The organism is Nonomuraea sp. NPDC048881 (assembly GCF_040649795.1).
GTDB lineage: Bacteria > Actinomycetota > Actinomycetes > Streptosporangiales > Streptosporangiaceae > Nonomuraea.
The window spans coordinates 92,390-111,130 of sequence record NZ_JBEZGC010000012.1; the positions used below are offsets into that span (position 1 = coordinate 92,390).

General features: G+C 71.4%; 16 protein-coding genes. 12 read left to right on the forward strand and 4 right to left on the reverse strand.

Annotation, left to right across the window (positions count from 1 at the left end; translation table 11 throughout):
- Positions 1–44 precede the first annotated feature (44 nt).
- Both AB0C33_RS35120 and AB0C33_RS35125 read left to right on the forward strand, forming a co-directional pair.
- Entirely contained in the window at positions 45–1,946 is a 1,902-nt protein-coding gene (locus AB0C33_RS35120; protein WP_358295252.1) for a hypothetical protein, read from the forward strand.
- Entirely contained in the window at positions 1,943–2,851 is a 909-nt protein-coding gene (locus AB0C33_RS35125; RefSeq protein WP_358295255.1) for an aldo/keto reductase, read from the forward strand. Before AB0C33_RS35120 ends, AB0C33_RS35125 begins: the two co-directional genes overlap by 4 nt.
- A gap of 44 nt (positions 2,852–2,895) precedes the next feature.
- On the opposite strand, the gene AB0C33_RS35130 is transcribed toward AB0C33_RS35125, so the two are convergent.
- Positions 2,896–3,696: a hypothetical protein gene (locus AB0C33_RS35130; RefSeq protein ID WP_358295256.1), complete on the reverse strand. Its 801-nt coding sequence runs from the start codon at positions 3,694–3,696 to the stop codon at positions 2,896–2,898.
- Between the two features lie 95 nt (positions 3,697–3,791).
- Here AB0C33_RS35130 and AB0C33_RS35135 point away from each other — a divergent pair, with 95 nt between their 5' ends.
- From AB0C33_RS35135 to AB0C33_RS35160, 6 genes are all read left to right on the forward strand, one after another.
- Complete coding sequence (locus AB0C33_RS35135) at positions 3,792–5,054, forward strand: alpha-L-fucosidase (RefSeq protein WP_358295259.1); 1,263 nt, start codon at positions 3,792–3,794, stop codon at positions 5,052–5,054.
- Positions 5,044–6,876, forward strand: a complete 1,833-nt coding sequence (locus AB0C33_RS35140; RefSeq protein ID WP_358295262.1) for a heparinase II/III family protein — start codon at positions 5,044–5,046, stop codon at positions 6,874–6,876. The genes AB0C33_RS35135 and AB0C33_RS35140 overlap by 11 nt, the downstream gene beginning before the upstream one ends.
- 227 nt (positions 6,877–7,103) lie before the next feature.
- Complete coding sequence (locus tag AB0C33_RS35145; RefSeq protein WP_358295264.1) at positions 7,104–8,351, forward strand: extracellular solute-binding protein; 1,248 nt, start codon at positions 7,104–7,106, stop codon at positions 8,349–8,351.
- Positions 8,333–9,283 (forward strand): sugar ABC transporter permease, encoded by a 951-nt coding sequence (locus tag AB0C33_RS35150; protein WP_358295267.1) that lies wholly within the window; start codon positions 8,333–8,335, stop codon positions 9,281–9,283. Before AB0C33_RS35145 ends, AB0C33_RS35150 begins: the two co-directional genes overlap by 19 nt.
- 9 nt (positions 9,284–9,292) lie before the next feature.
- Positions 9,293–10,150, forward strand: a complete 858-nt coding sequence (locus AB0C33_RS35155) for a carbohydrate ABC transporter permease (protein ID WP_358295272.1) — start codon at positions 9,293–9,295, stop codon at positions 10,148–10,150.
- 25 nt (positions 10,151–10,175) lie between these two features.
- The gene (locus AB0C33_RS35160) at positions 10,176–12,152 is read left to right on the forward strand and encodes a right-handed parallel beta-helix repeat-containing protein (protein ID WP_358295294.1); all 1,977 of its coding nucleotides are present in this window, start codon (positions 10,176–10,178) and stop codon (positions 12,150–12,152) included.
- Positions 12,153–12,228: 76 nt separating this feature from the next.
- On the opposite strand, the gene AB0C33_RS35165 is transcribed toward AB0C33_RS35160, so the two are convergent.
- On the reverse strand, positions 12,229–12,717 hold the full coding sequence (locus AB0C33_RS35165) for a GNAT family N-acetyltransferase (RefSeq protein ID WP_358295296.1): 489 nt from the start codon (positions 12,715–12,717) through the stop codon (positions 12,229–12,231).
- Between the two features lie 92 nt (positions 12,718–12,809).
- Between AB0C33_RS35165 and AB0C33_RS35170 the strand changes: the two genes are divergently transcribed.
- Positions 12,810–12,989, forward strand: a complete 180-nt coding sequence (locus AB0C33_RS35170; RefSeq protein WP_358295299.1) for a hypothetical protein — start codon at positions 12,810–12,812, stop codon at positions 12,987–12,989.
- Positions 12,990–13,024: 35 nt separating this feature from the next.
- On the opposite strand, the gene AB0C33_RS35175 is transcribed toward AB0C33_RS35170, so the two are convergent.
- Positions 13,025–13,843: an alpha/beta hydrolase gene (locus AB0C33_RS35175; protein WP_358295301.1), complete on the reverse strand. Its 819-nt coding sequence runs from the start codon at positions 13,841–13,843 to the stop codon at positions 13,025–13,027.
- Positions 13,844–14,034: 191 nt separating this feature from the next.
- Between AB0C33_RS35175 and AB0C33_RS35180 the strand changes: the two genes are divergently transcribed.
- Positions 14,035–15,288 (forward strand): hypothetical protein, encoded by a 1,254-nt coding sequence (locus AB0C33_RS35180; RefSeq protein WP_358295304.1) that lies wholly within the window; start codon positions 14,035–14,037, stop codon positions 15,286–15,288.
- Positions 15,289–15,336: 48 nt separating this feature from the next.
- On the opposite strand, the gene AB0C33_RS35185 is transcribed toward AB0C33_RS35180, so the two are convergent.
- On the reverse strand, positions 15,337–16,233 hold the full coding sequence (locus tag AB0C33_RS35185; RefSeq protein ID WP_358295307.1) for a LysR family transcriptional regulator: 897 nt from the start codon (positions 16,231–16,233) through the stop codon (positions 15,337–15,339).
- Between the two features lie 96 nt (positions 16,234–16,329).
- Here AB0C33_RS35185 and AB0C33_RS35190 point away from each other — a divergent pair, with 96 nt between their 5' ends.
- Both AB0C33_RS35190 and AB0C33_RS35195 read left to right on the forward strand, forming a co-directional pair.
- A complete protein-coding gene (locus tag AB0C33_RS35190; RefSeq protein WP_358295310.1) occupies positions 16,330–17,385 on the forward strand; it encodes a nitrilase family protein in 1,056 nt (351 codons plus the stop codon).
- Between the two features lie 167 nt (positions 17,386–17,552).
- Positions 17,553–18,707 carry a right-handed parallel beta-helix repeat-containing protein gene (locus tag AB0C33_RS35195; RefSeq protein WP_358295313.1) on the forward strand — a complete coding sequence of 385 codons (1,155 nt, stop codon included), beginning with the start codon at positions 17,553–17,555 and terminating at the stop codon, positions 18,705–18,707.
- Positions 18,708–18,741 lie beyond the last annotated feature (34 nt).

The following is an 18,741-nucleotide window of genomic DNA, read 5'->3' on the forward strand; positions in this document are numbered from 1 at the left end:
GCAGCAAGACGTCCCGGCGGCGCGGCGGAGCGGGGTGGCAGGCAGTGACGGCCTTCGACGCCTCGCGCGTGCCGGAGGTGCGGGCCTCCCGCGGACTGACGACCCCGCCGCGGTGGGCCGTGTTGGAGCGGGAGCTGTTCGCCGTCCAGGACAAGGCGTGGCGGATCTTCGCCGACCGCTACACCGAGGACGACGGCCGGCTGGTCTTCCGCGACAGGCTGGGGGAGGGGCTCGACGGCCGCGACGGCGTCGACGACTTCTACGAGGCGTTCTTCAACTGGCCGACGTTGTACCTGCTCGGCGGCAGCGCGGACGTCCTGGCGGCGGCGCGACGGCACTGGCGGGGCGTCACCGCCCAGCTGACCGGGATGGGCATGCTGGTCGACGGGTTCGAGCGCGGCTACGACTGGTTCCACCAGGGCGAGGGCATGCTGCTGTTCTACGGGCTCTGCCTCGCCGCGCCCGGCGACGGCGAGCTCAGGGAGCTGGCCGGGCGCTTCGCCGACCTCTATCTGCCCGGCGGCCCCAACTACGACCCCGAGCACCGGATCATCCGCGCGCCGCACAACGGCGCCGCCGGCCCCCGCTGGGGCTTCAGCGACCACGACGTCTACTTCCCGTGGAGCCTGGCCCTGCGCCCCTACGGGCTGCCCCTCGACTGGATCGACGAGGCCGCGCCCTTCGACGACCTGGCCGCCGATCCGGCGCGGGCCCGCGCGTACGGCCGCGTGATGTGGGAGCGCATGGGCCGCGGCGACACGATCGTCAACCTCTGCGCGACCAGCCTCGTCACCAACGCCTACCTGCTCGGCGGCGAGTCCCGCCACGCCGACTGGGTGGTGGAGTACGTCGACGCCTGGCGGCGGCGGCTGGACGGCCGCGACGTCGTCCCCGACAACGCCGGCCTGCACGGCGTGGTCGGCGAGCACCTGGACGGCCGCTGGTACGGCGGCCACTACGGCTGGTCCTGGCCCCACGGCCTGCCACCCGTCGGGACGGCGGCGATCGTCGGCGCGTCCAACGCGACGTTGCTGACGGGCGACGCCTCCTACCTGGACCTGGCCAGGAACCCGCTGGACGTCGTGCTCGGCCGGGCCGAACGGCGCCGCCCCGCCGACGTCTCCACCATCACCAAGCGCTGGCGGCCCCACCTGCGCGGGCTGGAGCACGAGCCGACCCTCATGGCGCCCATGCGCCGCGACGACTCCGGGTGGTTCGACCACAACATCATGCCGACCCAGCTGCCCGTGGCGTTGTGGCAGTTCAGCCGGGCCGCCGCCGACCGGGAGCGCGTCGACCGGCTCCGCGAGGAGGCGAGCTGGGACTGGACGGCGGTGCACACCCAGCGCACCAAGGAGGAGTCCGGGCACGAGGAGCCCTGGTACGAGTACCTCGCCGGCCGCAACCCCGGCTTCCCCGAGCGGATGCTGCGCAGCGCCATCGACACCTGCGCCCAGCGGCTGGAGTCCATCGCGGCCGACCCGGTGGACCCCGCCGTCGGCCCCGACGCGTTCGGCATCCACGACTGGCAGGACCGCAACCCGGTCGTCACGGAGGCGCTGCTGCAGCTGACCACCGGATCGCCGCAGGTGCTCTACAACGGCGCGCTGGCGCAGATGCACCTGCGGTACTTCGACGCCGAGGAGCGCCGTCCGGGCCTGCCCGCCGACGTCGCCGCGCTGGTCACGAGCATCGACGCCGAGCACACCGTGGTCGAGCTGGCCAACCTCGGCCAGGCGCCGCGCTCGCTCGTCGTGCAGGCGGGCACGTTCGCCGAGCACGTCATCCACGAGGTCCGCGCCGACGACGAGCCGCCCACTCCCGTCGGGGGGCCGCATGTCCACGTGCGGCTGCCGGGCTCGACGCACGTGCGGCTCACCCTGACGATGACGCTGCGCGGCGGGACACCCACCTACGAGGCTCCGCCGATGCAGGTGCGGCGGTGAGGGCCGAGCTGCCGCGGCTGGGCCTCGGCACCGCCCCCATCGGCAACCTGTTCCAGGACGTCTCCGAGCAGGACGCGGCCGCCACGGTGGCCGCCGCCGTCCAGGAGGGCGTCACCTACTTCGACACCGCGCCCCGCTACGGCCACGGGGTCGCCGAGGAACGGCTCGGCCGCGCGCTCGCGACCGGTGGCGGGGCCGCCGAGCCGGTGATCTCCACCAAGGCGGGCTGGCTGCTGCGCCCCGGGCAGAAGGTGGTCACCGACTGGACGGAACGCGGCATCCGCCAGTCGCTGGAGTCCAGCCTGGAACGGCTCCGGCGGCCCTCCGTCGACATCCTGTACCTGCACGACCCCGACGACTTCCCCGAGGACGTGCGCCGTACCGCCTACCCGGCCGTGCGCAGGCTGCGGGAGGAGGGGCTGGCCGGGGCCGTCGGCTTCGGCATGAACCACAGCGAACCGCTGGCCGCGTACGTGGCCGAGTTCGACGTGGACGTCGTCCTCATCGCCGGGCGTTTCTCGCTGCTCGACCACGACGCGCTGACGACCCTGCTGCCGCTGTGCCTGAAGACCGGCACGGCGGTGGTCGTGGGCGGCGTCTTCAACACCGGGCTGCTCGCCGATCCGCGTCCGGAGGCCATGTTCGACTACCGGCCGGTGCCGGGCGGCGTGCTGGCGCGGGCCGAGCGCTGCCGCGCCGTCTGCGCGGAGTTCGGGGTGCCGCTCGCCGCGGCGGCCGTCCAGTTCCCCTTCCTCCATCCCGCCGTGCGGTCGGTCGTGGTGGGCTGCCGGTCGGCGGCCGAGGTGAAGGACAACGCGGCCGCCTGGCGTACGGACATCCCGCCGGAGCTGTGGCGCCGGCTCGCCGAGGAGGGCTTCGTCCCGCACGAGCTGCTGGACGGATAGAGGAAGACCCCGGCGGGGCGGGTTCGCCGCCCCGCCCCCGTTTCTCAGTCGTTCTCGCGAGCGGCCAGGTACTCGGCGAGGCCGGCTCCGGTCAGCGGGTAGTAGTCCGACAGCCGGCCGCCCTCGTCCAGGCGGCGGCGGGCGAACTCCTCGCGGTCCTGGTGCAGGAGGGCGTCCTCGGCCACGGCCAGGGCGCTGCGCTGCGGGACGACCACCGCTCCGTCCTCGTCGGCGACGATCAGGTCGCCGGGCGTCACCAGCGTGCCGCCCACCCCGACCGGGACGTTGAAGGCCGAGGGGAACAGCTCGGCCTGCGAGGCGTAGTGCGGCGTCACGCCCGTGCACCAGATCGGCACGCCGAGCGCGCGCACCCGCTCGGCGTCGCGCACCCGCCCGTCCACGACGATGCCGGCTCCGCCGCGCAGCTTGAAGTAGCGGACGAGCATGTCGCCGAGGCAGCCGGTGAAGTGGCTGGCCTGCGCGGAGATGACCAGCACGTCGCCGGGCCGGATGGATTCCAGCACCGCCCACAGCGCGGTCTTGCGTTCGGCGTCCTCCTGTCCGGTGCCGGAGAAGACGTCCTCGCGCTGGGGCAGGAACTGCAGGGTCACCGCGCCGCCGGTGATCCGTACGCCCGGCTCCCGGTGCAGGGGGACGGGGCCGTCGATGAAGGTGCGGGTGATGCCCATCTGGTGGAGCTTGGCGCACGCGGTGGCGGCGCTCACGTCCGCGAGGGCGTCCACCAGGCCCGCGCCGGGCCGGACGAAGGGCGAGGAGTGCGCCGGTCCCAGCATCGTCTCGTAGACGCCCGTCTCCGGTGCCCCGACATGCCCGTTCGTGCTCATTTCTGCCTCATCCCAACACATCGACAATTATCGCCTATCGATGGTAGATGTAACTGCCGACCGATGAGGGCTGTCAACCGTGAGAGGAGACCGGGATGCCGGCGGGGCCGACGGAGTGGTTCGAGGAAGCGCGGTTCGGGATGTTCGTCCACTTCGGGCTCTACAGCCTCGCCGCCCGGCACGAGTGGGTGCGCAGCCGGGAGAAGATGTCCGACGAGGACTACGACCGCTACCTGGAACAGTTCGACCCCGACCTGTTCGACGCGGCCGAGCTCGCCAGGAACGCCCGCGCCGCCGGGATGCGCTACGCGGTGCTGACCGCCAAGCACCACGACGGGTTCTGCCTGTTCGACTCCGAGCTCACCGGCTACACCAGCGCCCGCGCGACGGGCCGGGACCTGGTCGCCGAGTTCGCCGCGGCCATGCGGGCCGAGGGCCTGCGCGTGGGGCTCTACTACTCGCTGCTCGACTGGCGTCACCCCGACTTCACCATCGACCAGTACCACCCGCTGCGCGACAGCGCGCCGCCGGACGCGAACGCCACGCGCGACATGGCCCGCTACCGGGCGTACATGAACGGGCAGATACGCGAGCTGCTGACCGGGTACGGCCCGATCGACCTGCTCTTCTTCGACTTCACCTACCCGGCGAAGGGGCCCGCCGACTGGGGCGCGGAGGAGCTGATGGCGACCGCGCGCGCCCTGAACCCCCAGATCGTGGTGAACGACCGCCTCGGCATCCCCGGCGACTACGTGACGCCCGAGCAGTACCAGCCCGACCGGCCGCTCACCCGCGACGGCGTCCAGGTCAGGTGGGAGGCGTGCCACACGCTCAACGGCTCCTGGGGCTACGACCGCGACAACCACGACTACAAGGACCCGGCGCTGCTGATCCGGATGCTCGTCCAGTCCGTCGCGTGCGCCGGCAACCTGCTGCTCAACGTCGGGCCCACCGGCCGGGGCGCGCTCGACCCGCGAGCCCGGCACACGCTGGGCGCGATCGGGGAGTGGATGTCCCTGCACGCCAGGGCCGTGCACGGGGCTGGGCCGAGCGCGTTCACCCCGCCGCCCAACGCCCTCTACACCCAGCGGGCCGGCCGCCTCTACCTGCACCTGCTGTCCTGGCCGCTCAAGCACGTCCATCTGCCCGGCCTCGCCGGACGCGTGCGCTACGCCCAGTTCCTCCACGACGGCTCCGAGGTGCGCTTCCACCAGGCGGACGGAGACCAGCACGAGCACAACAACCTCGCCCTGCCGGGCCAGCCGCCGGGCACGCTCACGCTGACCCTGCCCGTCGCCGCGCCGGACGTGCCGCTGCCGGTCGTCGAGCTCGTGCTGCGCGACGACGATGGTTCCTGACGTCACCGCGCGGCCGGTGTGGGACGCGGTGCCCGCCGAGGCCCGCGACGCCGTCCTGACCGCCGCGGCCGAAGAGCTGGCCCGGCCGGCCCCGCGCCTGTCCCCGGACGACTGGGCCCGGACGTTCCGCGACGGGGCGCGGGCCGTCCACGAGGACAAGGCGCGGCGGATGCGCGAACGCGTGGACGTCCTCGCCCTGGCCGCCGTGCTCACCGGCGAGGTGGCCCCCGCGACCGCGCCCCCCGGGGCGTGCCCGCACCTGGACGCCGTCGTGGACGGGCTGATGGCGCTCGCCGAGACGAGCACGTGGTGCTGGGCGCCGCACGATCGCGGGGCCGCGGCCCGGGGCGAGGTCGTGCCCGACCCCGACGACCCCTTCCTCGACCTGGGCGCGGCCGAGATCGCGGCGCTGTTCGCCTGGGCCGACCACGCGCTGGGCCCGCATCTGGACGTCAGGGCCCCGGGGCTGCGCCGCAGGTTGCGCCGCGAGGCCGACCGGCGGGTGCTCACCCCGTTCGAGCGGGTGCGCGACTGGCACTGGATCGGCCGCGACGGCCGGGCGAACAACTGGAACCCCTGGATCCACGGGGCCGTCCTGGCGGCCGCGCTGCTGCTCTGCGACGACGTCCGGCGGCGCGAGCGCCTGGTACGCCTGGTCGCCGAGGGGCTGGACCACTACGTCACCGGGCTCCCCGACGACGGCGGGATCGACGAGGGCATCGCGTACTGGTGGCAGGGGGCGTGCCGGCTGCTGGAGGCGCTGGACCTGCTGGACGACCCCGGCCCGCCGGTGCTGCCCGCCCTGCTCGCCTACCCGCCGCGCATGCACCTCGGCGCGGACTGGTACGTCAACACCGGCGACGCTCCGGCCCGGCTCACCGGCGAGCGGCCGTGGCAGGTGCTCTTCCGCTGGGGCGAGCGCCTGGGGCGACCGGAGACCGTGGCGTACGCGGTGGCCGCCGCACGCGGGTCCGGCGGCGTCGTCCAGCCCAGGGCCGGGCTCGGGCGCGCCATGACCGCGCTGGCCGACCGGCGTTGGCGCCGGGCGGTCGCGGCCGGCGGGACGCCGGACGGCTCGCCCTGGCTGGCCCGCGAGTGCTGGCTGCCGCGCATCCAGGTCATGGTCGCGCGCGAGCGGGCCGGGAGCGCGGACGGGCTGACCGTGGCGGCGAAGGCCGGTCACAACGGCGAGCACCACAACCACCTCGACGTCGGCTCCTACTGGGTGGCGCTCGACGGACGTCCGATGGTCGTGGACGTCGGCCAGCCGACCTACACCGCCGCGACGTTCGGCCCGCGCCGCTACGAGGAGTGGCCGTTCCAGAGCGCCTGGCACAACGTGCCCGAACCGGGGCACGGGCAGCTCCCGGGGCCGGAGCACGGCGCGCGGGACGTCGCCGTCCGGTTCGACGAGGGCCAGGCCGTCCTGCGGGCGGACCTGAGCGCCGCCTATCCGGCGGGCCTGCTCACCCGCTGGGAGCGCGTCGTCCGGCTGGTGCGCGACGGCCCGGAGCCGTACGTCAGCGTGGAGGACGAATGGGGCGCGGGCCCGCGGACCGTGCTGTTCCGGCACGTTCTCGCCGGCGAGGTCGAGTGCGGGCCGGGCCGGGCGGTCGTCACGGCGGACGGGGGACCGCCGCTCGAACTGCGCTGGGATCCCGCCGTCGGCGCCGCGTCCGTCGAGCACCGGGACATCGGCGACCCGCGTCTCGCGCGCAGCTGGGGCTCCCGGCTGACCCGGCTGACGCTGGCCGTCACCGGCCCGGGGAGCGGCGGCCGGTTCGCCGTGAGCTTTCGCCGGCACGCACGAAATGACTCTTGAACAAGTTAGGTATGCCACATAACATCACCTATCGATAGGCGATGGACGTTGATGGTGGTCGATGTCGCCGCGTCGATCGTGTCGAGCCGTCACGCCGTCCGCCACGCCGGCCCGCGCAGCCCGACCCCCTCACTCAGGTGGCCCCCGGGCGGGCGGCTCCCGAAGACGGCCAGTCCACCCCCGACCTTCCACCGGTCATGACTATGCAAATGGAGCGTGCAGCGGATATGGGAACACAGTTGCGCCGGGCGTGCGCGGTCGCGGTCGCCGCCACCACCGTGGTGGCCGCGGCCACCGCCTGCGGCGGCGAGGACCCGGCGCAGGCCGGCGCCACGACTCTGCGGATCATCGTCAACATCAGCCCGAACCTGACCGAGCAGTACTGGAAGGGACTGTTCGCGAAGTACGAGCAGAGCCACCCGGGGGTGAAGGTCAACCTGGAGCTCACCGGGACCGTCTCGGCGACCGCCAAGCTCACCCAGGACCTCGCCGCCGGCGACCCGCCGGACATCGCCCAGCAGATCACCCCGACCAAGGAGAACGCCGCCCTGTTCGCCGACCTCACCGGCGAGGCGTGGACCGGCCAGACCCCGCTGGCCGACCAGTACGCCGTCGACGGCAAGCGCTACCTGGTCGGCGTCGGCCAGCAGATCCAGTCGCTGGTCTTCTACAACAAGGCCGCCTTCGCCAAGGCCGGTCTCGACGCCACCGCCATCAAGACGCTCGACCAGTTCCAGGACGCCATGGCCAAGCTGAAGAGCGCCGGCTACACGCCGCTGCAGAGCGCCGGGCAGTGGGTGCCGGGAGCGCAGTTCTCCCTGATCGCCGACTCCGGCGTGCTCACCGCCGACCCCGACTGGACGGTCAAGCGCAAGCAGAACCAGGTCTCCTTCAGCACCGGCGACTACCTGAAGTACCTCCAGCGCTTCCGGAGCTGGATCGACCAGGGCTACCTCGACAAGAGCGCGCTCGGCCTGACCTACGCAGACGGGCAGACGGCCTTCCTCGACGGCAAGTCCGCGATGTACGTCATGGGCTCCTTCTTCGTCCCGGCCGCCGACGCGGCGAAGAAGAGCGACGAGATCGGCGTCTTCTCCATGCCGACCGACGGCTCCCACCCCACCGGCCAGTACGGCAACATCGCCAGCCCGTACGTGGTCGTCAACGCCTCCAAGCACAAGGCCGCCGCGATCGACTTCGTGAAGTGGCTGGTCACCGACCCGGCCGCGATCGAGAGCCAGCTCGCCGCCGACGGCAACCTGCGCAAGGGCTTCACCTACAAGATGTCCAGCCTCGGCACGCAGGTGCAGAAGATCCTTGAGGAGGCGCCGTCCGTGCTGGTCAAGTCGGGCGAGCGCCAGCCGGTCGAGGGCTATCCGGCCGAGCTCAACACGCAGGTGCAGAAGCTGTACACGGGCGCCACGGCCGAGCAGGTCGCCGCCGGTTTGGACAAGTGGTGGAACTCGCAGAGCTGACCCGGCGGCCGGAGCGGCAGGCGTCCGAGCCGCGGCGCCCGCGCCGCGAGTGGCTGCCGGCCAGGTACCGGGCCAAGGCGGTGACCTTCGGGCTCGTCGCGCCGTCCGTGCTGGTCTACACGGTGATGACCGTCGTCCCGGTGGGCGTGGCGGTCTACCTCAGCCTGACGGACTGGAACGGCTTCTCCGACGCGGTGTTCGTCGGCTTCGAGAACTACCTGCACCTGTTCGACGACCCGAGCTCGACCAGCGCCTGGTACGTGACCGCCCTCGTCGCCGTCACCGGCACCCTGCTCATGATCGGCGGCGGCCTGGCGTACGCGCTGCTGCTCAAGGAGCGCTCGCGGACGAACTCGTTCTTCCGCACGCTCGCCTACTACCCGCACGTGATCAGCGCGCTGATCCTCGGCTTCCTCTGGGCCGCGATCCTCGGCACGAACGGCGCCGTCAACAGCACGCTGCGGCACTTCGGCATCGGGCCCGTCGGCTTCCTCTTCGAGGAGAACCTCGCCCTGGTCTCGCTCATCGCGGTGATCGTGTGGGCCGGCTTCGGGTTCAACGTCGTGCTGTTCGTCGCCGCGCTCCAGACGGTCCCCGCCGAGCTGCTGGAGGCCGCGGCGATCGACGGCGCGACCCGGCGCCAGGCCAACCTGCGCGTGGTGGTCCCGATGATCTCCCCGGTGGTGACCGTGGCCACCGTGCTGAACCTCATCGGCCTGATCAAGACCTACGACCTGGTCGTGAGCCTCACCAACGGCGGCCCCGCGGGCGCCACGCAGACGTACTCGTTCCTCATCCTGGCCAGGTCCTTCGAGGGGACGAAGGTCGGTTACGCCAACGCGCAGGCCGTCTTCCTCATGGTCGTGTGCGCCGGCCTCGCCCTGCTGGTGACCGCCGCGCGCAACCGGCAAGACCGCGCCACGACGAGTTAGGGGACGGTGATGATCGAACAAACGCAAGCCGGCCACGGCAGGCGCCGCTCCTTCGTGCGCCCGGTCATGCTGGCGCTGCTCCTGGTGGCCATGACCGTGCCGGTCTACCTGCTCGTGGTCAACAGCTTCAAGTCCCAGGACGACATCCTCGGCAACCCCTTCTCGCTCCCGTTCGGCGACCTCACCTTCGACTACCTCGCCAACGCCGTCGACAGCCCCCAGTACAACGTGATCCGCAGCTACGGCTTCACGCTGTTCCTCGTCGTCGTCGTGGACGTCCTGTGCATCCTGCTGGCCGGCCCCGCGGCGTACGCGATCGCGCGCAGCCTCAGCCGCCGCTCCCAGCTGCTGCTGCTGTACTTCCTCGCGGGCACCTTCATCCCGGGCGCCGCGCTGGTGATCCCGGTGATCTACGTGCTGCGCTCGGTCGGCCTGGCCAACACCGTGGCCGGCCTCGTGGCCCACGACGTGGCCTCGACCCTTCCGGTGAGCATCTTCCTGTTCGTCGGCTTCATCCGTACCATCCCGGCCGCCATCGACCAGGCGGCGATGATCGACGGCGCGGGGCGGCTGCGCACGTTCTGGACGATCATCTTCCCGCTGATGCGGCCCGCGGTGGTCACCGTGCTGATCCTCAACTCGATCGGGATCTGGAACGACTTCGTCAGCCCGCAGATCCTGCTCAGCCCCGGCTCCGGCCGGTACACGGTGACGACCGCCATCTACGCCGGGATCAGCCAGTACTCGACCGACCTGACGCGGGTGTTCCCCAACCTGCTGCTGGCGGTGGCACCGGTCGTCATCTTCTTCGTCTACATGCAGCGCCACATCATCAGCGGCCTCACGGTCGGCGCGGTCAAGGGCTGAACGGCCCGTCACGGAAAGAAGGACCATGACGTTCTTACGCAATCGGCGGCCGCTCGCGGCCATGGTGATCGCGACGGTGCTGGCAGCCCTCCCGGCCGTCCCGGCGGCGGCCGAGCAGGGCGCGAGCGCGGGCGGCACCACCTACCACGTCGCGCCGTGGGGCAGGGACTCGGCCGGCGGCCGGTCGGCCGCGACGGCCTACCGCCACATCCAGCGGTGCGCCGACGTCATGACGCCCGGCGACACCTGCCTGATCCACTCGGGCACGTACGAGGAGACCGTCGTGCCCGCCCGGTCGGGCGCCGCCGGACTGCCCATCACCTACCGGGCGGCCCCCGGCGCGCGCGTGACGGTGAGCGGCGCCAAGCGGATCAGGGGCTGGTCCCCGGTCACCGGCCAGGACGTGGCCCGCATCGCGCAGTCGGACCCGTACGCGCCGGGCTCGCCCTTCGCCCAGGCCGTGCGCGACGGTCACGTCTACAGCGCCCGCGCCGACCTCGGACCCGACGTCACGACCGTGCAGACCTTCACCGACAAGCGGATGAACGTCGAGGCCCAGTGGCCCTACCCCGGCCTCGACCTGCTCGAACCCGCGGTGCGGTACGCCGGGCCGGGCAGCGCGGAGGCCACCGTCGCCGACGACGCGCTGACCCGCCCGGCCGGCTACTGGAACGGCGCCCGCGTGACGACGAACTACTGGTACATCACCGCGACCTCCACGATCAAGAGCTCCGACGTGGGCTCGGTCGTGCTCGACGTGGCGCCGCCGTGCGTCCACAAGGTGATCCCGAAGGACACCCGGTACGCGCTCACCGGCAAGATCGGCGAACTCGCCCACCCCGGCACCTGGTTCTACGACCCGGCCGGCAAACGGCTCTACCTGTACAGCGAGGACGACCCCGACCGGCACGTGATCGAGGCCAAGGCCCGCACGCTGGCCTTCGACCTGCGGAACGCGAGCCACACGACGATCGCCGGCGTCGGCCTGTTCGCCTCCACCGTCGAGACCGGGCCCGGCAGCAGCCACGTCGTGATCGACGGGATCACCGGCACGTACCTGTCGCACTACACCGACATCACCCGCGGCGCCGCCGACTGCGGCTCCACCGTCACCCGGGGCGTCGCCGACACCGGCATCGTGCTCAACGGCACGGACAACAAGGTCGTCAACAGCGACCTGTCACTCAGCGCCGGCAACGGCATCGCGCTGCGCGGCATGCGGAACACCGCGACGAACAACGTCATCCACGACGTGGACTACCTGGGCACCTACGCGGCCGGCGTCGCCGTGCAGGGCAACAGCCAGACGGTCACGCACAACACCATCTACCGGGTCGGCCGCAGCGGCGTGAACCTGCAGTGGGACAACGCCGCCGGCGGCACGCCGGGGCCGGACCGCATCGCCTACAACGACATCTCCCAGTACGCCCGGCTGAGCCTGGACGTGGCCGCGGTCTACACCTGCTGCGGCTCCGACATGCTGGGGACCTCGATCGACCACAACGTGCTGCACGATCCGGCGCCGAGGTGGGGCGCCACCAAGTTCGGGGTCACCGGCGTCTACGCCGACAACGGGCAGAGCAACATCACCATCGCCGCCAACGTGGGCTGGGGCAACCCCGAGGGGACCGTCATGCTCAACGGCCTCGGCGGCGGCTCGCACAACAACGGCGTCTACAACAACACCGGCGGCATGACGATGTTCTACGTCAAGGAGCCCGGCAACTCGACCGGCACCAAGGTCTACAACAACATCGGCCCGATCCGCGGCCTCGACGGCGCCACGAACGGCGGGATGGTGCTGTCCAACAACCTGCCGGCCGACGTCGACCCGCTGTTCGTCGACCCGGCCGGGCGCGACTACCGGTTGTCGGAGGCGTCCCCGGCGCGCAACCAGGCGATCCCGCTGCCCGGCGTCAACGACGGCTCGACGGACCCGCTCCCGAGCCTCGGCGCCTACCAGTACGGCGCCCCCAAGTGGGTGGCCGGAGCGACCCGGTAGGACAGAAGCAGCCCGGCGTCCGTGGCCTCCACCATGGGCGCCGGGTCCGGCGCGCGGTGCGCCTTCCGGGAGGTCGTCAAAGGGCGCGGTACATGATGTGCAGTCCGACGTAGCCCTTCGCCGGGCTCCGGAAGCCCTCCGGCACGGTGCAGAGCACCTCGAATCCGAGCTTCCGGTACAACCGCACCGCCGTCTCGTTGGTCTCCACGACCGCGTTGAACTGCATCGAGCGGAAACCCGAGGTGCGGGCCCACTCGATCGTGTACTCGCACAGCGCGCGGCCCACACCACGCCCGGAATGGGCTGGATCGACCATGTAGCTGGCGCTCGCGACGTGCGAGCCGTTGCCCATCTGGTTGTTGTTCATCTTCGCGGTGCCGAGGATCGTCCCGTCGTCGTCGACCGCGACGACCGTACGGTTCGGGGCGGGCAGCAGCCACCAGCCGCGCCCCTCCTCCTGACCGAGATCGAGCGGATAGGTGAAGGTCTCACCGGCGGCGACGATCTCGCGGAAGAACGGCCAGATGGCCGACCAGTCGTCCACGGTGGCTTCCCTGATCAGCATCCGCCCAATATACCGGCGACGCCGAGACGTCAGCAGAGCCTCCGGAGCGCTCTGATGCTGTCCTCCCGCAGGGGCCGTACCCGGATGCGGACATGACGCGGCTGGCGCAGAACGGCTGCCTTCCCAGAATGCGCATCAAGAAGTCGAAAAGGGATGACACCGGGATGGCGTGGGTCGGGCCGGCCCCGGAGGACTGGCCTCGTCACAGGACCGTCTACTGCCTGGCCGCACGCATGGACGGCAAGAAGGCGACAGGCCGGGTGGTCGAGTGATCACCGATCCATGGCGGTCATGACCGCGGTCGTCGTCAGGTGGACTTGATGAAGGTGTGCAGGTCGTCGTTGAAGCGGTCGCGGTGGGTGACGAACAGGCCGTGCCCGCCGGTCGGGTACTCCAGGTACGTCGCCCCGGGAACCAGCTTGGCGGTGCGCCGCCCGCTGACGGCCACCGGTATGGAGGCGTCGGCGGCCCCGTGCACGACCAGCGCGGGCACGGCGATCTCGGCCAGCGAGGCCCGGTGGTCGAAGGTCATGGCGGCCCGCTGGTACTGGCGGATCGCCCACGGCGAGACCTCAAGGCACTGCCGCAGCGTGAATTCCACCTGTGCGGGGGAGATCTCGTTGCCCAGGTGCGTGGCGAAGAACGCCTGCGCCCGCTGGGCCAGCCACTTGGGACGGTCGGCGTCCAGGGCCGCCATCGAGGCCTCCAGCACGGCGCCCGGCACTCCCTCGGGGTTGTCGTCGGTCTGCAGCAGGAACGGCAGCATCGCCGAGACGAACGCCACCCGCGCGACGCGCTCGTCGCCGTGACGAGCCAGGTACCGGGCGACCTCGGCGCCGCCCATCGAGTGACCGACCAGGGTGATGTCACGCAGGTCGAGCAGCTCGATCAGCTCGGCCAGGTCGTCGGCGCCGGTGTCCAGGTCGTAGCCCGTCGAGGGACGGTCCGAGCGGCCGTGGGCCCGCCGGTCGAGGGCGACGCACCGGTAACCGCGCTCGACGAAGTACGGGATCTGGTACTCCCACATGTCCGCCGAGAGCATCACGCTGGCGACGAAGACGATGGGCTTGCCCTGGCCGTAGTCCTCGTAGGCGAGGCGGGTGCCGTCCGTGGTCTGGAAGAACATCTCATGACTCCTTATGTCGTGCGATGTCCTGAGTTTTTCAGTCAGAGGTAAGGGCGACAATTACGTCTCAGGTAAGCGTGCGCGACGGCCTGCCCGCCATCCCTCGCCTCGGCATGTTGACGCTGTTGGCGCCGCATGTTGTGATCCACACAGGCGTATTTCGTACTTAATTAGTATGAAATGAGGTGGTCATGAGGCTCCTCCAGAGTGCGGCCGCGGTTGTCATGCTCCTGGTGAGCGCGGCCGGCATCCAGACCGTGCAGAGCGGACCGGCGCAGGCGGCTCTGCCCACCGCCGCCGTCGCGCTCGGCGACAGCTTCATCAGCGGCGAGGGCGCGGGGAACTACCAGCCCGTCGTCGACGCCTCCGGCACGGCACAGGCCTTCCCCGGCTGGTCGGCGGCCAACAGCAACGCCTACTTCTGTCACCGGTCGGCGAACGCCTCGGTGTTCGCGGCGTCGCTCCCGGGCATCCAGCAACGTTTCAACCTCGCGTGCTCGGGCGCCCAGCCCGCCGACATCGCCGCGCCCTCCAGCGCCCGGGCCGAGGGCCGCACCGTCGCCTCGCAACTCGACCAGCTGCGCGCCGTCGCCCGGACGCACGACATCGACGTCGTCCTCGTCGGCCTCGGCAGCAACAACACCCAGTTCACCTTCGGCGACGTGGCCACGCTGTGCGCCAACCGCTTCATCGCCGACGCCTGGACGGGCTGGTGGGAGTTCTGGGCCTACCTGAAGGGCGAGGTGCCGCAGCGGCCCTGCACCGCCTCCGACCTGGCCACCGACACCGAGGTCGCCGCCGCCACCGCCGAGACCACCGCGGCCCTGCGCCAGATCCTGGACACCCTCGACCAGATCGACGCCGACGGCGTCCACCAGGTGATTCTGCAGACCTACACCAACCCGCTGCCGCCCGACGTCGCCCCGCAGTACTACGACGAGGACGGCCGCACCGACACCCGCGACAAGTTCCGCGCCCTCGGCGCCGAGCGCTACGCCGCCGGGTGCCCGATCCACCGCGCCAGCCTCGCCCCCGGGCACGTGTTCTCCCAGAACCTCGGCTCACTGGTCAAGAACGCGTTCACCACACTGGCAGCCGAACGCCCGGCGGCCGACCTGCGCGTCCTGGACGTCCAGAGGGCCTTCGACGGGGCCAGGCTCTGCGAGAACCCCGGCAGCCCGGCCGGTGCGCTCGCGACGCCGGTCCGGGTGCAGGACGGGCCGTCCGGCACGTTCATCACCAGCCTGTCCGGCTGGGACAAGATCGGTATCCAGCGGGCGGCGAACACCTGCGTCACCTACTTCCAGACCTGTCAGGAGTCGTGGCACCCCAACGCCGCGGGCCACACGGTCCTCGGCCAGTGCCTGACCGGCGCCCTCGCCGCGACGCCCCGCGCGATCGTCACGTGCGCCCGTAATCCGGACGGCACGCTCACCATCTCCTGAATTCGAGGCGGGTGACCGGCGGGGACGCGCCGCGACTGAGGCGCCGGCTCAGGAGCCGCCGGCTTCGAGAAGACCGTGTTCTCGTACGAGGTCGAGGAAACCGGTCGTCAACGGGCCGGACCGCCCGTCCTTCCACACCACGGCAATCTGCCATTCGGCCGCCGGATGGCGAATCGGCGTGATCGTGACCGAGGACGGCGCGATTCGGCGGGCGCTGGCCGGCACGAAGGCGACCCCCGCGCCGGCCGCCACCAGCGCGAGCACGGTCTGCAGGTCCTGAGCCTCCTGGACGACGGCAGGGCGGACCGCGACGACGGTGCACAGGTGGTTGATCTGCCGTACCAGTCCGGGCCCTCTCTCCTGCGCCAGCTGGAGGAAGTCGTGGCGGGCCGCCCATCTCGCGAGATCTCCGACGTCGTGCGGGGGCCGGTCGTCATGGTCGGCCCAGGCGAGGGCGAGGCGGTCGCCGGCCAGCGGCAGTCGTCCCCATCCGCCGTCGAGCGGCAGCCGGACGAAACCGACGTCGAGGTCGCCCGCGTCGATCCGGTCAAGCTGGGCCTGTGACGACATGTCGTCCAAAGTGACGTGCGCGTCGGGGTGGCGCCGCCGGAAGGCGGCGACGATCCGAGGGGCCAGGTCGATGCTCGACAGCCCGAAGCCGACCGACAGCCTTCCGATCTCGCCGGTGGCCATTCTCGCCATCCGCCGGGTGAGCGCGTCCGCCCGCCGCAGGAGAGCCTGCGCGTCCGGGAGCAGGACGGCGCCCAGGTCGGTCAGCACGGCGCCGTGCCGGCCGCGGTCGAACAGCCGGCCTCCCACCTGCGCCTCCAGCGACTGGATCTGTTTCGTGAGCGTCGGCTGGGTGACGTTCAGCGTTCGCGCGGCGCGGCCGTAGTGACCGTGCTCGGCGACCGTGAGGAAGGCGCGAAGCAGAACCAGATCCATTCCGCAAGTCTATCGAACAGCGAAAAAGATTCATTGGACGAATGGGACGCGCATGCGGTCTGCTGGTGAGCCACCCCGCGGATCCGGAGGTTCGAGATGGCAGAAAACGACGAGGCGGCCGAGACCCCCACGCCGACGTTGCGGTGCGCGACCGTGCAGTTCGAGCATCGTCCCGATGACAAGACCTACAACCTGGCCCAGGTCGAGCACCACGTGCGCGTGGCGAGCGCGGACGGCGTGCAGGTCATCGCCTTCCCGGAGATGTGCCTGCTGGGGTACTGGCATCTCCGCCGCCAGACCCCCGAGCGGCTGCGGGAGCTCGCCGAGCCGGTGGACGGTCCGTCCGTCACGGCGGTCCGCGCGCTGGCGGCCGGGCACGGCGTCGCCGTGGGAGTCGGCTTCCTGGAGAGCGACACGGACGGGCGGCTGTTCAACAGCTATGCCCTCTGCCTCCCGGACGGATCCGTCCACCGTCATCGCAAGCTGCACGCCTTCGAGCACCCGGCGATCAGCAGCGGCGACGCCTACACCGTCTTCGACACCCCGTGGGGCGTCCGCATGGGCATCCTCATCTGCTGGGACAACAACCTGGTCGAGAACGTCCGCGCCACCGCGCTGATGGGCGCCTCGATCCTGGTGGCGCCCCACCAGACCGGCGGCACCGCCTCGCGCAGCCCCCACGGGATGCGCCCGATCCCCGTGGAGCTCTGGCGGAACCGGCACAGCGCCCCGGAGGCGATCGAGGCCGAGCTGCGCGGCCCCAGCGGACGCCAGTGGCTGATGCGCTGGTTGCCCGCCCGGGCTCATGACAACGGGCTGTTCGTCCTGTTCAGCAACGGCATCGGCGAGGACGACGACGAGATCCGCACCGGCAACGCCATGATCATCGACCCCTACGGCCGCATCCTCGGCGAGACCTGGGCGGCCGGTGACGACATGGTGACCGCCGACCTCGACCTCACCCTGCTGCCGCTCTCGACCGGCCGCCGATGGCTCCAGGGACGACGCCCGGAACTCTACGGCATCCTCACCCACCGGTTCGGGGACGAACGCGAGCCTCGCGCCGCCCGCTTCGCCACCGACCCGGTGCCACTCCTCCGCACCTCCGGCAACGGGGCCGGCGACGATGTCCTCGGTCTGCCGCGCCACTGAGCATCGCTGCCCGTCGTCCTCGGTGATCGCGGGCTGGAGTGGCCGCCCACCGTGCTCGGCCTGCTGGGGCAACTGCCTTGTGTCCTGTTGCGGCCACAGCGGTAATGACCGCGCCGTTCCAGCGAAAGGAGAACGCAGGCATCTCGTCGATCGGCGATGGAGGGCACATGCGCGATGAACGGTTCGTCCGCACGGGTCACCGACCCAGGCGTTCCACGACGACGCGTCGGCTCGTTCGGGCCGGCTGCTCCGTCCTGCTGCTGACCGCGACCGTCGGGCTCGGCCGGGCCGCCGCTGCCTCCGCAGGCGCCCCCGTCACCTGCGGGAGCGTCCTGACAGCGAGCGTCACCCTGACCGGGGATCTGAGGTGCCCCGGTGACGCGCTGATCGTCGGCGCCGACGACGTGACCATCGACCTGGCCGGGCACACCCTCCAGGGCGCGGGCATCGGCACCGGCGTCCAGGTCAGCTCCCAGGGGACCGCCTGGACCGGAACCGTCATACGCGACGGCCGGATCGAAGGGTTCGCCACCAGCGTCGGCGACGACGCCCTCACCCCCCACATCACTGTCGCCCTTCGCGACATGACGATCACCGGCGGCCCCGTGAAGCTGCGCGGCGGCGCCTGGCCTGAGCTCTCGATCAGCGGTTCCCCCCGCCGATGCGACGTGGACGCCGTGGACGCCCGCCAGATCCGCCTGACCATCGACGGCTGCACTCTGCACCGCGTCTCGGCCCGCAGCACCTACACGACGCTCACGTCGAGCAGAGTGATCTCGGGCAGCCTGTCCTTCAACGAGAACAACGCCGGACTCGTCACCGGCAACGTCTTCGACAACGCCCCGATCAGCGCGGACAACAACAGCTGGAACGTCGTGCTGCGCGACAACGTCTTCAAGAACGCCGACATCGCGGTACGGGCCGGCTGGGCGCCGGACACGCTCGTGGAGGACAACACGTTCAAGAACAACTCCATCGGCGTGTACGGTTACCTGATGGACGCCACCATCGCCCGCAACCGGTTCATCGGCAACCGCACCGCCGGCATCTACGTCAGGGACTCCACCACGTCGTCGTTCATCGACAACGTGTTCAAGGGAAACGGCCACGATCCCAGCGGGCTCACCGACGAGGCGGGCCTTCCCGTACGTGGCGCCATCCACATCGGCCGGAGAAGCTCCCCGATCACCCTGACGGGGAACGTGGGCAAGCACAACGCCGGCTACTTCGTCTGGATCACGCCGCCCTCAGGAGCGATCGACGGCGGCGGCAACCGGGGCCGTCCCTGCGGTCCCCAACCGCTCCCGCTGGCCTGCCACTGACCCCTCGCGGACACGCTCCCGCCCGCGCCGCGAC

Excerpts from the sequence above, each read along its gene's own strand:
- AB0C33_RS35185 (WP_358295307.1), bottom strand. The coding sequence starts at position 16,233 with ATGGATCTGGTTCTGCTTCGCGCCTTCCTCACGGTCGCCGAGCACGGT.
- AB0C33_RS35165 (WP_358295296.1), bottom strand. The coding sequence starts at position 12,717 with ATGCTGATCAGGGAAGCCACCGTGGACGACTGGTCGGCCATCTGGCCG.
- AB0C33_RS35160 (WP_358295294.1), top strand. The coding sequence starts at position 10,176 with ATGACGTTCTTACGCAATCGGCGGCCGCTCGCGGCCATGGTGATCGCG.
- AB0C33_RS35140 (WP_358295262.1), top strand. The coding sequence starts at position 5,044 with ATGGTTCCTGACGTCACCGCGCGGCCGGTGTGGGACGCGGTGCCCGCC.
- AB0C33_RS35155 (WP_358295272.1), top strand. The coding sequence starts at position 9,293 with ATGATCGAACAAACGCAAGCCGGCCACGGCAGGCGCCGCTCCTTCGTG.
- AB0C33_RS35190 (WP_358295310.1), top strand. The coding sequence starts at position 16,330 with ATGGCAGAAAACGACGAGGCGGCCGAGACCCCCACGCCGACGTTGCGG.
- AB0C33_RS35180 (WP_358295304.1), top strand. The coding sequence starts at position 14,035 with ATGAGGCTCCTCCAGAGTGCGGCCGCGGTTGTCATGCTCCTGGTGAGC.
- AB0C33_RS35135 (WP_358295259.1), top strand. The coding sequence starts at position 3,792 with ATGCCGGCGGGGCCGACGGAGTGGTTCGAGGAAGCGCGGTTCGGGATG.
- AB0C33_RS35130 (WP_358295256.1), bottom strand. The coding sequence starts at position 3,696 with ATGAGCACGAACGGGCATGTCGGGGCACCGGAGACGGGCGTCTACGAG.
- AB0C33_RS35195 (WP_358295313.1), top strand. The coding sequence starts at position 17,553 with ATGCGCGATGAACGGTTCGTCCGCACGGGTCACCGACCCAGGCGTTCC.
- AB0C33_RS35170 (WP_358295299.1), top strand. The coding sequence starts at position 12,810 with ATGACGCGGCTGGCGCAGAACGGCTGCCTTCCCAGAATGCGCATCAAG.
- AB0C33_RS35175 (WP_358295301.1), bottom strand. The coding sequence starts at position 13,843 with ATGTTCTTCCAGACCACGGACGGCACCCGCCTCGCCTACGAGGACTAC.
- AB0C33_RS35145 (WP_358295264.1), top strand. The coding sequence starts at position 7,104 with ATGGGAACACAGTTGCGCCGGGCGTGCGCGGTCGCGGTCGCCGCCACC.